Origin of the sequence: Glaciecola nitratireducens FR1064 (assembly GCF_000226565.1) — a bacterium.
Taxonomy (GTDB): Bacteria; Pseudomonadota; Gammaproteobacteria; order Enterobacterales; family Alteromonadaceae; genus Glaciecola; species Glaciecola nitratireducens.
In genome coordinates this window covers 1,305,125-1,319,685 of sequence record NC_016041.1, presented here as the reverse complement: position 1 = coordinate 1,319,685, position 14,561 = coordinate 1,305,125, and the positions used below count along the sequence as shown (strand labels likewise).

General features: G+C 40.6%; 11 protein-coding genes. 4 read left to right on the top strand and 7 right to left on the bottom strand.

The window, feature by feature from the left end; genetic code table 11:
• Positions 1–9 precede the first annotated feature (9 nt).
• The 4 genes from trmD to ffh all read right to left on the bottom strand — a co-directional run bounded on the left by trmD (position 10) and on the right by ffh (position 3,315).
• Positions 10–777 carry a tRNA (guanosine(37)-N1)-methyltransferase TrmD gene (gene trmD, locus GNIT_RS05775; protein WP_014108218.1) on the bottom strand — a complete coding sequence of 256 codons (768 nt, stop codon included), beginning with the start codon at positions 775–777 and terminating at the stop codon, positions 10–12.
• Positions 777–1,307 (bottom strand): ribosome maturation factor RimM, encoded by a 531-nt coding sequence (gene rimM / locus GNIT_RS05770; RefSeq protein ID WP_014108217.1) that lies wholly within the window; start codon positions 1,305–1,307, stop codon positions 777–779. The genes trmD and rimM overlap by 1 nt, the downstream gene beginning before the upstream one ends.
• 32 nt (positions 1,308–1,339) lie before the next feature.
• Positions 1,340–1,588 (bottom strand): 30S ribosomal protein S16, encoded by a 249-nt coding sequence (gene rpsP, locus GNIT_RS05765; protein WP_014108216.1) that lies wholly within the window; start codon positions 1,586–1,588, stop codon positions 1,340–1,342.
• Positions 1,589–1,941: 353 nt separating this feature from the next.
• A complete protein-coding gene (gene ffh, locus GNIT_RS05760) occupies positions 1,942–3,315 on the bottom strand; it encodes a signal recognition particle protein (RefSeq protein ID WP_014108215.1) in 1,374 nt (457 codons plus the stop codon).
• Between the two features lie 109 nt (positions 3,316–3,424).
• Between ffh and GNIT_RS05755 the strand changes: the two genes are divergently transcribed.
• The gene (locus tag GNIT_RS05755) at positions 3,425–4,222 is read left to right on the top strand and encodes a cytochrome C assembly family protein (RefSeq protein ID WP_014108214.1); all 798 of its coding nucleotides are present in this window, start codon (positions 3,425–3,427) and stop codon (positions 4,220–4,222) included.
• Between the two features lie 176 nt (positions 4,223–4,398).
• Positions 4,399–5,700 (top strand): HlyC/CorC family transporter, encoded by a 1,302-nt coding sequence (locus tag GNIT_RS05750; protein ID WP_014108213.1) that lies wholly within the window; start codon positions 4,399–4,401, stop codon positions 5,698–5,700.
• 28 nt (positions 5,701–5,728) lie between these two features.
• Here the strand turns inward: GNIT_RS05750 and GNIT_RS05745 are convergent, their stop codons facing one another.
• On the bottom strand, positions 5,729–5,935 hold the full coding sequence (locus tag GNIT_RS05745; protein WP_014108212.1) for a hypothetical protein: 207 nt from the start codon (positions 5,933–5,935) through the stop codon (positions 5,729–5,731).
• A 174-nt stretch (positions 5,936–6,109) separates the two neighbouring features.
• Positions 6,110–6,598, bottom strand: coding sequence for a phosphohistidine phosphatase SixA (gene sixA, locus GNIT_RS05740; protein WP_014108211.1), 489 nt, complete (start codon positions 6,596–6,598; stop codon positions 6,110–6,112).
• 164 nt (positions 6,599–6,762) lie between these two features.
• Between sixA and GNIT_RS05735 the strand changes: the two genes are divergently transcribed.
• Both GNIT_RS05735 and GNIT_RS05730 read left to right on the top strand, forming a co-directional pair.
• Complete coding sequence (locus tag GNIT_RS05735; protein ID WP_014108210.1) at positions 6,763–9,507, top strand: insulinase family protein; 2,745 nt, start codon at positions 6,763–6,765, stop codon at positions 9,505–9,507.
• A gap of 244 nt (positions 9,508–9,751) precedes the next feature.
• Positions 9,752–14,218 carry an EAL domain-containing protein gene (locus tag GNIT_RS05730; protein ID WP_014108209.1) on the top strand — a complete coding sequence of 1,489 codons (4,467 nt, stop codon included), beginning with the start codon at positions 9,752–9,754 and terminating at the stop codon, positions 14,216–14,218.
• A gap of 17 nt (positions 14,219–14,235) precedes the next feature.
• Here the strand turns inward: GNIT_RS05730 and GNIT_RS05725 are convergent, their stop codons facing one another.
• On the bottom strand, positions 14,236–14,442 hold the full coding sequence (locus GNIT_RS05725) for a hypothetical protein (RefSeq protein ID WP_014108208.1): 207 nt from the start codon (positions 14,440–14,442) through the stop codon (positions 14,236–14,238).
• Positions 14,443–14,561 lie beyond the last annotated feature (119 nt).

Below are 14,561 nucleotides of genomic sequence, written 5' to 3'. Positions count from 1 at the left end.
TCATCCTAGTTAACTGTCTTCTTGCTGCAACTTCTGCTCACGTTTAAGTTGAGTCAGAATTTTTTGTTGCTCCTCAGTCAGAGCTAGGTAATTTAATAAATCAGGGCGTCTTTCCAATGTTCTTTCTAAAGACTTTGTGAGTCGCCACTGCCTAATTTTTTCATGATTGCCACTTAACAACACACTAGGAACTGCTTCACCATTTAGTACTTCGGGCCGCGTATAATGAGGACAATCTAATAAACCATTAGTGAATGAATCTTCCACTGCTGATTGATTATGCCCCAATACATCTGGCAACAATCTCGATACGGAATCCATCAACACCATTGCTGGTAGCTCGCCGCCACTTAAGACGTAATCCCCAATCGACCATTCCTGGTCAACTAAGGTGTTAATAACGCGCTCATCAATGCCTTCGTATCGCCCTGCTACTAATATTATATTAGGTAGCTGAGTTAAAGACTGAACCTCAGTCTGGTTTAGTGTTTTACCTTGCGGTGATAAGTACACAACCAAGCTATTTTCACCTAATGCTTTTTTTGCATCAGATATTGCGTCTGTTAATGGCTGCACCATCATCAGCATTCCAGGGCCACCGCCATAAGGGCGATCATCAACGGTTCGATGTTTATCAGTGGTGTAATCGCGGGGATTAAACATATCCACTTGTATAATGCCGTTTTTTACTGCTCTGCCGAACACTCCTTGATTCAAGAAGGGTTCAAACATTTCAGGAAATAGCGTCACTACACCGAAACGTTGGGTAGGTTTCATTAAAAACCTGGGTCCCAGTCCACCGTAATAGACTTAGCCTGCTTATCAACACTCAACACAACTTGGTCGTGAAGGAATGGCAATAAACGTTCTTTTTGACCGAATGCATCGTTTGTTTTTGCTTTTACAAGCATGACATCGTTTGCACCTGTTTCGAACATGTCCTTAATGACGCCCAAATCGTAGCCTTTATCGGTTACCACCTGCATGCCTATTAAGTCCTTCCAGTAAAAGTCTTCTTCTAACTCGGGGAGAACTGATGTCGGAACCGAAATCTCAGCATTTTTAACATGCTCAGCATCGTCTCGTGAATCTACTCCAACCAACTTAGCGACTAAACCTTTACCTTGCGCTCGCCACTCGTCAATTTGTATCTCTTGATTATCACAACCGTTGCCGTTTAAGCGCCAAGGCGAATAACCAAATATATCTGCTGTGACCTGTGTAAAGCTGTTTATTTTGACCCAACCTTTCACTCCGTAAGGAGCACCGATTTTGCCAACAATAATTGTGTCAGACGCTGAACTCATCTTTACCTCAAATCACTGATACGAAAGCGCTACTAAGCAGCAACTTTTGCATCTTTTACCAAGCGAGCTACGCGGTCAGAAACACCTGCACCTACGCCTACCCAATACTCAACACGCTCTAGGTCTAAACGTAAACGTTCAGCTTGACCTTGTGCAGTTGGATTGAAGAAACCCAAGTTTTCAATGAACTTACCGTTGCGTGCACGACGACTGTCTGCAACAACTACTTGATAAAATGGACGCTTTTTAGCGCCACCACGTTGTAAACGTATAGTAACCATATATGCCTCAAACTCTTTGTAGTGTTACCGTTAACATACCTAGTTCCAGCTGTGCCGGAAAAAAGGTGCGCGAATTATACGCCCCACGGCTTATTTTGCAAGGTAATTGTCATTTAAAAGCCAAACGGAGCAGAGCGAGTCCCCTATCCATAAGAAACCTTCACAAAACAGGGATGTTTTGTGTGAGCGGTCAGGATGACGAAAAGCGCGTTTCTTATGGATAGGGGACTCGCTCTGCTCCGTTTGGCATTTAATTCCGCATACGTTTGAATTTAATTCTGCACGCGTTTAGCTTTTAATTGCACATAAAAAACGGGCTAATTAAGCCCGTTTTTTATCACAGAAATTACCAATTATCTCGGGCCAAATCCACCAGGACCACCCGGAGGCATCATGCCCCCCATCCCGCGCATCATTTTCTTCATGCCGCCACCCGACATTTTTTTCATCATCTTTTGCATTTGCATAAACTGCTTAAGTAGCTTATTCACGTCTTGAATTTGTGTACCCGAGCCGGCAGCTATGCGGCGTTTGCGTGAACCTTTAATAACATCCGGACGCTGACGCTCGCCGGGAGTCATCGAATTGATAATGGCTTCCATTTGATTAAACTGTTTATCATTCGCTTGGTCTTTAATTTTAGCAGTCATGTTACCCATGCCCGGCATCTTATCCATGAGCGACATCATTCCGCCCATGTTTTTCATCTGTTCTAACTGCTCTTTGAAGTCTTGTAGATCAAATCCTTTACCCTTCTTCATTTTCTGAGCAAGTTGCTGCGCCTTGTCTTTATCGACTTTGCGCTCAACTTCTTCGATCAAGCTTAGTACATCGCCCATGCCCAAGATACGACTAGCGATTCGCTGAGGATGGAAAGGTTCTAAGGCATCTAGCTTTTCACCCATACCCAAGAATTTAATTGGTTTGCCGGTAATGTGTTTAACCGATAAGGCGGCACCGCCACGAGCATCACCGTCAGCCTTCGTCAAAATCACGCCAGTTAATGGTAGCGCTTCGTTGAATGCTTTCGCCGTGTTGGCTGCATCTTGACCTGTCATAGCGTCAACAACGAACAGGGTCTCAACAGGCTTAACGGCCTTATGTAGCTCCTGAATCTCTTGCATCATTTCAGCATCAACAGCCAGTCTACCCGCCGTGTCCACAATCAATACATCAATGAACTTTAGCTTTGCCTGAGCGATTGCGCCTTCGACAATATCAATCGGTCGTTGTAATGCTGATGAAGGGAAAAACTCAACATCAACCTCTTCGGCCAAAGTTTGAAGCTGTTTAATAGCGGCAGGTCTATAAACGTCAGCGCTCACTACCATCACTTTTTTCTTTTCACGTTCTTTTAGGTACTTTGAGAGCTTGCCGACACTGGTGGTTTTACCCGCACCCTGCAAACCAGCCATCATAATGACTGCTGGCGGGGTTGCCGCAAGGTTTAAACCTTCGTTCTCAGAACCCATTATTGTTTCAAGTTCACCTTGAACAATTTTAATCAACATTTGACCAGGGTTTAGACTTTTAGAAACCTCGATACCAACTGAGCGCTCTTTAACGCGCGCTACGAAGTCTTTAATGACAGGCAATGCCACATCCGCTTCAAGAAGCGCCATACGAACTTCACGCAAGGTTTCTTTTATATTGTCTTCGGTTATTCTGCCTTTACCACTGATGTTCTTGAGGGTTTGGCCTAATCTGTCTGATAAATTTTGAAACATATAAATAATTTGATTTCGCTATGATTACCCTAGAGTATACAATACTTATGTTGCGCATATCGATACCGTTTTGCTATAAAGTCATCGGTAAGTTAATAAAGGTTAAATGATGGATTATACTTTTGCTGTGTACGTGCCTACCTTTTGTCTATATTTATGGGCAGGTATAGCGCTGACCAAAGCTTTTTTTTCACCTCACAATCAAGTAAGTAAACTGCCCCATTATTTATTATATGCAGCAACGCTTGGTCATTTAGCGATTATTTTATTAACTAATATTAATAACCAATCTGAACAATTGACTATGACGCAAGTTGCCGTTTTGCTTGCGTGGTTAGTTACGGTCACAATGTTGACCGCTAACGCGTATATAAAAAATTTAGTTTTTTTGCCGGTCGTAAGTTTATTTTCCGCCCTGTTTATTACCCTGCAAATTTTTGTACCACAAACTGCTGGTATTCATGTCAACATGAGTTTTGGGCTTATCAGTCATATTATTTTAAGCTTGTTCGCATTTGGTGTGCTAAGTATTAGCTTTTTATACGCTCTTCAGCTTTCTTACATTAATTATCAGTTGAAACACAAACAAATATCATTGGCGAATAATCAACTTCCTCCGCTACTTTCAGTAGAACATATTCTGACAAAATTAATGATAGTCGGCACCATATTGCTCGCTATCGCGCTGGCTTCGGGCTTTATCTTTATACCGAATATGTTTGCTGATGGATATGCACACAAAACAATCCTATCAAGCTCCGCCTTTCTTGTTTATGCACTTGCCTTGCTGCTGCATCACTTCTCGGGATTAAAAGCGCGCATCCTAGTTACGTTTAATTTAGTGGGCGTTACGCTGTTGACACTGGCTTATTTTGGTAGTCGATTTGTACGAGAGATTATCTTATAATATGGCCCAAGTTAAATAAGTTACTCCGCATATATCGCAATGCTTAGTTGCAAAGCGCTTTTTTAATACTAGATACTCGCTTTTGAATAGTGGATACTAGCTCTTAGAAAATAATGACTAAAACACGTACCAAAACGTTTTATTTATTCACACATTTACAACGAGGAAACTCATAGTTGGACGCTATTTCCACTGAAACACTTTTTACTATTCTTGCTGTTTTGATTGTCGTTTCAGCCTATTTTTCAAGTTCTGAAACAGGCATGATGACGATCAACCGATACAAGCTAAAGCACTTAGCGAACGAAGGCGATCCCAGAGCATTGCGCGTTCAAAAATTGATTGACCGACCTGACAAACTTATCGGACTAATCTTAATTGGCAATAACTTAGCAAATATTGCGGCTTCGCTTATCGCAGGTATTATCGCCTCTCGATACTTTGGTGAGTTTTACGGTACGATAGTAACTACATTCGGCTTGACCCTCGTAATGCTGGTATTTGCAGAAGTAACGCCAAAAACCTTAGCAGCAATGTATCCAGAAAAAATAGCATATCCAAGCTCTCTCCTTCTGTTGCCTCTGCTGTTTATATTTACTCCATTTGTAAAGTTAGTGAACGGATTCACCAATATCATCCTAATGATTTTGCGCATAAACCCAAATGGCGACAACGGTGACTCCTTAAGTCGAGAAGAATTGCGCACCGTTGTTTACGAAGCTGGAAACCTTATTCCGAAGAAACACCAAGACATGTTGGTGAGTATCCTAGATCTGGAAAAAGTCACCGCAGAAGACATCATGGTTGCACGCAGTGATATTTACGCCATTGATATCAATGACGATTGGAAAGATATTCAAAAACAGCTTACGCATTCGCAACATACCCGCGTTTTGCTTTACCGTGACAGTATCGATGATGCAGTCGGCTTCATCCACGTGCGCGATGCGCTTAGACTGTTATCAAAAGATCAATTTACAAAAGCGACCATGTTGCGCGCTGTTAAGGAAATTTATTACACACCGGACTCCACATCACTGCATACCTTAATGTATAAGTTTCAAGCGGTAAGAGAACGTATTGGCCTAGTGGTAGACGAGTATGGCGATATTCAGGGCTTAGTGACCTTAGAAGATATATTGGAAGAAATCATTGGCGATTTTACAACTTCAATGCTTCCTGATTACAGTAAGGAAGCGATTGAGCAGCCTGATGGAAGTTACTTGGTAGACGGTAGTGCCAACATTAGAGAACTAAATAAAGAAATGGATTGGTATTTCCCGACGGAAGGCCCAAAAACGCTAAATGGCTTAATATTAGAGTATTTAGAAGAAATACCAGAAAACAACATTAGTTTGCGATTGGCTGGATATCCAGTAGAGATAGTTGATATCAGCGGTAATATGATAAAAACAGTTAGAATTTTACCACTCTATTATAAATCGCTTGCAGATGTAGAAGCGGCATTGAAACAATAAGTAGCTCGAGCCGCCCATCGGTATTAATCTATCTTCGTGAGTTTAGCAGGATCACGTTAGGGGCTTTTTCAACTCGCTTGTCGCGTGCGCGTTGTTTTATAGCCTCAACCTTTTCATTCAAAGCGGTCAACTTTTTTAAAATGTCTTGGAGTTCCTCATCATCGTTAATATCAGCATCTTGAGCATGTTTTTCAAGCGTTTGATACAACGTTAATGGGAGTGACTTTTTTGACATATGAGCAGTTCAAGCACTTGGGTTGATGAGTATAAGGTATGTATCGGTAATATTAGAAAATACTAAATATATGATCGACAAGAAGGTCACAAAAAATCGTAGTACTGTTGAAAAAAGTCTGAATTCTTCCCGTTAATCAATCGCTAGTGAAGAAAAACTAAATTTAGAGCGCTATTAGGTGAGACTTTGATAAAACCCCAACTGGCTCCCCATTGAAAGCACTGGATCGTAGTCAATCATTAATACGTCAGCAGTATCAAATATTCGCGCATTAAATCCATGACAAACAACATCGCTCAACAAACTCACCAGTGGCATATGACTAATTATCAGCAAACATTGAATAGCGTTGTCTTGCAAAAGCTCAAAGTCAATGAGATTTTGAACTTGCTTTGCATTTCCAACGGGCGTGACTTTATCAGTCTTCGCTATTCTTTCTATCGGTAAAAACGCTTCAACGGCAGTCAATGTTTCAATTGTTCTAACATATGGACTCACCAAAGTAAGGTCAACTTGACTTAACTTTGCATTTTCCTTTAATTGTTTAGCCATCCATTTTGCCGCATGCTCTGACTGCGTGATACCAAACCGTGTAAGATGTCTTGATTGATCATCTTGTTTATATGGCTCAGCCTCACCATGACGCATTACAAATATAATCATGAAATATTTATCTTTTTTATGAAGTTTTCTGGCAACTGGACGCTAACACTTTATTAGGCCAGTTCACATTATCTTTTAGTATAAATTTAACGACAGCGGTCGAAAATCCTTTACAACTATTCTAATTACAGGTTTTATTACAACATAAGACAAAAGGAAACGCATTGCCCCAATCAAGACTAACAAATCGAGATTACTCTTCACGCGAACTTGAGAATGGACTCGAGTATGCTTTGATAGCTTGTTCTGATGCGCAAAAAGCGTCAGTTTCTATATCAATTGAGATGGGACATTTTAGTGATCCTGATGACTGCCAAGGCCTATCTCATCTTATGGAACATATGCTTTTTGCAGGCAGCGAGCATTATCCCGATGGTAACTTTTTAAATCAACTGCTAAATACGCATGGGGGCTTCGTAAATGCTTGGACTTCAGCGGAAACTTGTAATTTTCATTTTGATTGTCCCCTAAACCAGTTCTCCAATGCATTAGATGTTCTGATTGATATGCTTACGAGGCCATCCTTAACTGTAGAGGGTATAACGCAAGAAATCGATGCCATTGACGCAGAGTTTTCTATGAGAAAGCAGGATGACGTGCGCCGTCTTTACGACGTTCACAAACAGACTTGTAATCCAAAGCACCCTTTCAGTCGATTTAGCGTTGGCAACAAGCGCATATTTACGCAATTTAGTAAAACGGAACTACAGCAAAAATTGCACATGCATCATCAACGCTATTTTGATGCGAAAAATATGAAGGCTTGCATTGTTTTGCCCAAAGAAGCGGCAAGCGCGGAACTCATAACCTCCATTGAAGCAAAATTTCTTACTATCAAGTGCAGCGATATCAGTAGCGTAACAAAGCGCTATCCAGAGCTTTATTTAGCGCATCATAAAAACTGTTTAATTGAGGTAAAACCCTTTAAATTCGCACAAAATCTGATGCTGACTTTTTGTTTGCCTTCTGTTTCTCAATGGTATCGCAGCAAGCCAATTCTTTTGCTCACTCACTTAATTGAAGACTCATCTGAAAACACATTACAACATTACCTTAAGCGAATGGCGTTTATAATTGATTTGACGGCTAGCGGTGGCATTGAGGGTGAAAATTACCAAGATATCAACATTAACTTACGATTAACCGAACTGGGTTTAGAAAATACCGAAAAGATCATTCAGATAATTTTACAGTGGTTTAACTTTTTACGAGAAAAAGGCATTGAAAAATGGCGATTTGAAGAAAAAGCACAGCAATTAGCTTTGCAAGTTAAACATGCATCGTTGTCTTCAGCAATCGATGAGGCAGCCCTACTCTCCACTAAGCTGCATGAGCTAACGCTGCAACAAGCGTTGGAATCTGAAGTTATAATGGACTACTTTGATAACGCAATTTTTCAACAATTTTTTGCTTATTTCAAAAAAGAAAATTTACGAGTGTACTGCATTAATCCAAAAGCAAAATGTGATGATGTAACAACCCAATATGAAGTGCCATATAGCATCAGAGCTTTGGACGTCATCGATGTTGAGCATGATTTAACATCGATGAAACTACCTCCACAAAATCCCTATATGAGCGAAAACTTTGGATTGGCGGCAAAAGAACTTCAAAGAACACAGATAAAAACGATCCAAAGTTCTGACTTCTTATTAAAATTTGTTCAAAATCATCAATTTAAAACCCCGAAAGGCGATTGCTACCTCTCATTAGAAAATCCTAATATGATTGGGAATGCTCGTAACGTCGCGATAAAAAGACTGTGGATTTCTTGTTTAAGCGAAGCTCTTAGCGAAGCATACAGCGGCGCTGAAATGGCAGGAATTTATTTCAGAGTATACGGTCACCAGGGAGGCATGACACTGCATACGAGTGGTTTTTCTGATAGACAACTCATGCTGTGTCAGGAAATTCTTAGCTTTATTCAAAAACTAAATATAAAACCCGCAACCTTTGCTGCGGTAAAAGAAAAAGTAGCGTCGAGTTTAAAGAACACCTTGCTCAACAAACCAATTAACCAGCTTTTTGCAGACGTAAACATCTTGCTTCAAGAGAACACGTTCAGTCAAGAATCAATATTAGCCGAAGTTGAAACATTAACACTACGTGAGTTGCATCAACAAGCTAGGACCTACTTTGAAAAAATACACATTGAAGGTTTAGCCGTTGGCAATTGGTCTATAGCACAAATACAATCTTTTCATTCTAAAGTTGTTGACTGTTTTAAAGATATGAATAAAGTACTAAAGTCGAGCAGAAATATTGCGCTAATAAGCCGACAAAAACTCTGTATACAACACGGTCAGTCACATAAAGAGCACGCCATTGTTTTTTATTTTCAGGCTCCTTCCAATAGCAAGCAAAACCGTGGTTTATACATAGCCATTGAGAAACTTCTCTCTCCTATTGTGTTTGATGAATTGCGCAATAAAAGGAATCTTGGCTACCTTGTTGGTTGTGGTTACTTCCCAGTGAACAAACGCCCAGGTTTAGCTTTGTATGTGCAGTCGCCAACACATTCAAGTAACAATTTGTATACCGCTATGACTGAAGTGTTGGAAGAATTCGTGCAAAATATTGAGGAGTTTGCTCCCATTTTTGATAATTTCAAAGAGTCATTAAAAAAGCAGTTCCGGGTTTTCGACGCAAACACAAACCAATTAGCTCAACGCCTCTGGATGGATTTCGACGACCTGAATAAATCAACTGAAAACAATCAAATGGAACACGTTATAAACGACTTAACATTCGACTTATTTAAAAAAGGCTGTGAGAATTTGACTGCGGATAGCTTTATTGGTAAAGCTATATTTATAACAGAACCCAAAACCGAGCACGGCAACAGCTTTGCAGGCTTTGAATTCATTGAGGATCCGACGGCCTTTAAACATATTGTTAAATATCAATAAATACGATCGAAAAACAAGCAAAAAGCGTATACATTACATGCATTAAAAAACACAATCTGTTTATTTTTTAAGCAATTAAGAACCAGATTGTTTAAGTTTTAGGCAAACAGTACTAAACTGCTAATAATGGCTTGAGGCAACATCGCTTTTTGGGCATTCTTAGCTAGCTTATAAAATAATAATAATAAAAAATCAGGCGGTAGATCTTGTGACTGGTGCCCTTTCCAAGAAATGGCTCATATTAATGATGCTGATCAGCATGCAGTTCCTGTCCCCGGCAGCTGCAAGGGTATCGACTAGCCTCAATTTTGAGCATCTCTCTGCTCAAAATGGTTTTTCTCAGAGTCAAGTCATACAAACTGTTGAGGATAAATACGGGTTCATTTGGATTGTCAGCAGTGACGGTTTGAGCAAGTATGACGGTTTTCAAAATAAACTATTCAGCGCGGACGCTTCTGTTTCGGGTTCTATTCCAAGTAATTCTGTTAGCGGCATTGTTATAGATGACCAGCAAAATTTATGGATAGCCACTGACCAAGGTTTAGCTCGATATCACTATGAAACAGACAGTTTTACAACAATAAATAGTGAAAACAGCATTTTAAAAGCAAGTGAAATTAGCGCAATTGCCAGTGCATCAGGGAAAGAAATTTATTTTACAGTTCAAAATTCTTTGTATCGACTGAATGCGGAGAGTCAAAAAGTAACGCAAGTCATTAGTCAAAGCCCCTTCCCCACAAGCATCACCTACATTAAAGACGAAAATTCAAGAATATGGATGAGTTCAGCATATTCGGGTATCTTCATTTTCGATAAAATTTCAGGACAGCTCTTTGATTTGACCTTACAAAACCCATGGAACTTCACCCTTCCTAAGGTAAAAATTAACAAAATTGAAGTTGTCGGTAACAAATATTGGATTGCTACTAATAAAGGGTTGATCACACTAGATTTCAGCACAAATAAACAACACAACCTGTCACAAGAAATTAATCCAGACTTACCTTCAAATGTAATAAACGCTCTTAATTTTGACGGTGAAAGTCTATGGATTGGAACCAATAGAGGGCTTGCGATTGCTGACAAGGATTCAAAAATCCAAACGGTTATTAATCACAATAACGCCTTTTCAAGCGGATTACAGGATAGCAATATCACTAGTATTCTTATGTCGAGAATGGGTACAGCTTGGATAGGAACGGCTAGTGCGGGATTACACAACTTTCATCCAGCTTCTAGCCCATTAAAGCTGTTCAAACCAGTAGAGGGCGATAACAAAAGTTTATCAGGACGCCAAGTAATCGCTTTTGCAAAAGACACCGGACAGAATATATGGGTAGCAACAAGGCTAGACGGCCTCAACAAGTTTAATCAAAAACAGGGGTATTACGAACAATACCCACTGAATATTTCAGCAATGGTAAACGACGTTAAAATTGATGCTAACAACAAAGCATGGCTGGCAACGAGTGAAGGAATTTATAGCTATCGGATTAGTGGAGATAGTGGTGAAGGCTTAACGTTCGAAAATCAAATTCACGCTAACAAGTCCTTCGAGGCTCTTCAAATATTTGATAACAGGATCTGGATTTGGCATCAAGATAAAGGGCTATCAAGCATCGATCCAACGAGTTATGAAGAAACCTTCGTCAGCCTCCCAAGTGACATTTCCGTCGCTATTCCCGTATTTGCAGACGATCGCAACAAGATCTGGCTGCAAACAAACGTAGGTGTGCTGATCAGCGATAACGGCAATAGCCAATATACTCGACCTTCTGGTCTTGAAGAGTTTGGCAAATTGAACATCATTCATGTTTACAGCCATCAAGACGCTTATTGGGTCGTTACTGAAAATCAGGGGATTTTTAAACTTGATAAAGTTAGCTTAACCCTGCTGAAACAGCTAAAAGGCTTTAGTGACAGCGCTACTTCTGATATACGCTCAGCTATTGGCGTTGAAAATAGTATCTGGTATGGCAGCAGACAAGGTATCTATACACTTGACCTTAACTCGTCAAATATCGTCAAGCGGCGTTCTAAAAGTGCATTAAACTTCAATGAGTTAGGTCGAAAAGCTATCATTGCTACAGACGACGGCAATCTGCTTATTGGTGGTTCGATTGGTATTCATTATCTGCAAACTAAACAGCAAAATATTAACAAGTATGATAAACCGATAAAACCTCAGTTTTTGAGTTTCTCTGCTCCGAATAAAAATATTGATTCAGAAGCAACTACCCAGCCTGCGTATATGATGGAAGAGTTCAACATGGCGCATTCCGAAAGTCGTATTAACATTGAGTTTGGCGTCATTAACAGCGTCAATTCAAACGCAACCGAGTATCGCTATATGCTCGATGGACTAGATAAAGACTGGACGTATACCACAACTAACCGGCTTGCTTCCTATAGCTACCTATCTTTTGGTGACTATCTGTTTAAAGTGCAAGCGCGTATTAATGGTGGTGATTGGTCCCAGCAAAATGAGCTTGCAATAGCTGTTGAAAAGCCATTTTGGCTGAATACACGCGCACTTATATTTTACGCCTTCTTCATCGTATTCTTAGCGGTTTATCAAGTTAGCAAAATGAAGTCTCGTAAAAATCGCGATCAAACCCTCACCGAAGACGTTGAGCGTTTAACCCTCACTCTATCATCTAGTGGTGATGAATTATGGGATTGGGATATCGCTAGCGGCCAAATTTACCGAGCAAATACCTGGAACACTATCGATTTTCCGCAAGACAGTATGCGCAGTCACACTACTTATGAGAACAATGTTCACGAAAATGACGTTGAGCGTTTAAAGCAAGCGCTTGATGATCATTTAGAGGGAAAAACCCAATTCTTCGAGCTCGCTTATCGCGTTAAAACATTTTCTGGCGACTGGGTGTGGGTGCTCGACAGAGGCAAAGTAGTTAAGCGTGATGCCCATCATAACTCACTGCGCATGACCGGCACCTTAAAAAACATCAATCATTTAAAGCAGGCTGAAGAACAACTCAATTTATTCAAGAGCAGCTTTGAAAACATCACCGAAGGCGTTTTTATTGCCGATCAAGAGTTTAAGTTTATGTCGGTTAATAGCGCCTACTGCAACTGCACTGGCGATACGGTAGAAAAAGCGCTGGCGAGCAAGTTATCTTTCAGCCAGTACCCTGAAGCGTTTACCGAAGAAGTCAAAAAGACACTCAAACATAAAGGCAGTTGGTCTGGTGAAATTGATGCCGTGCGCATTAATGGTGAAAAATATCAGTTGGAAATGACAATTGATGCTATTCGAAACGAAGACAATCATATTAGCCATTACGTAGGTGTTTTTTCCGATATCAGTTCACGCAAGAAAACTGAAAAAGAGTTGTTGAAGCTAGCGAACACAGATCCACTCACCAATTTACCCAATCGTTCCTTTTTTCAAGCCAGTCATGAAAACTTAGTTCGTCGTGAAACTCCGCATGCGCTTATCTGTCTCGACATGGATAATTTCAAACGGATAAACGACTCACTTGGGCACCAAACGGGCGATTTACTAATTAAGCAAATAGCACGTCGCTTACAAAAAATAACGACCTCTAGCTCTACTACTTATCGTTTAGGCGGTGATGAGTTTAGTATGTTGATTGAGGCGACGGCTACTGTACACCGTATTTCTCACATTGCTCAAGACATACTTGATGCGCTATCGCGTCCATTTTATATTAACAAACAAGAGTTTGTGCTGGGTGTGAGTATTGGTATTGCGGCCTACCCTGAAGACGGAACTACACATCAAGAGTTGCTTAAGAATGCGGATACCGCGATGTATTTTGCAAAAAACAATGGCGGCAGTAACTATCAATTTTTCAGTGGTGAAATGAATCAGAACGCAGTACGCCAACTGCAGATTGAAAACCTGATTCGTTTTGGTATCAAAGAAGATTTGTTCAGTGTCTTTTATCAACCTAAAGTAGATATCATGTCCGGCCGCTTAGTGAGTATGGAAGCGCTGGTGAGATTTGAACATCCGCAGAAAGGGATTGTTAGTCCAGGGCAATTTATCCCCTTAGCAGAGCAAACAGGTCAAATACTTGAGATTGGTGAGCAAGTCTTGCGCAAAGCTTGTATCGATACAAAGCGATGGGTTGATGCAGGACTATTTACTGGCCGTGTCGCAGTTAATATTTCAGCTAAACAGTTTGAGCTGCCGGATCTTGACGATCGAATCGAACGAATTCTGAAGCAGGTTGGCTTGAGTCCACTGCATTTGGAATGTGAGATCACTGAAGGCACTTTGATGGAGAATCCAGAACAGGCCCTTAAAATGATGCAGCGTTTGCGTGAGCGTGGCATTCACCTTGCGCTAGATGACTTTGGCACCGGCTATTCGTCCTTGGCTTATCTCAAGAAATTCCCTATTCACACACTGAAAATAGATAAAGCATTTATTGACGATATCGCAACGAGTTCTGTCGACAAGCACATGGCAGAGTCTATTATCAACATTGCGCACAACCTTGGCTTAAAAGTAGTAGCCGAAGGTGTAGAACATGAGAAGCAGTTAGAAATACTAAAACGCTACGAATGTGAAATGATGCAGGGTTATTTGTTCAGCAAACCCGTCAGTGCAACTAAATTTGAACAGCTGCTAGTAGAAGGTAAAAACATGAAACATCTGCTAGAGGCGAGGAAACCTAGCCCAATACGCCCAGCAGTAAGAATTGCCAAGCGTTAGAGCAAATTTGTCAAAAGCTAAGGGCGCAAGTAACAGCTATCAAAACCAACCGTTTTACGAAGCTGCACTTTCTTAGAAATGGTGAACATAGGTAGTAGCATTGGCCCCATTATCATGCCGCCCACTAACCAACGTTTTTTACCCATCGCATTTTTGACAGCTTCAACGTAGTAATAAAGACTACTTGCAAGGAAGCTTGTCACTATCAATAAACCAACTAACATGACGTTGTTCCTCAAGATTAATTCAACAGCAGTGTGCTGCCGCTTTGCCACTCTAATAACAGCGTAATGCTTACCAAACGCCATCATCAAAACGAAAGCGAAGTATACCAAACTGCTGC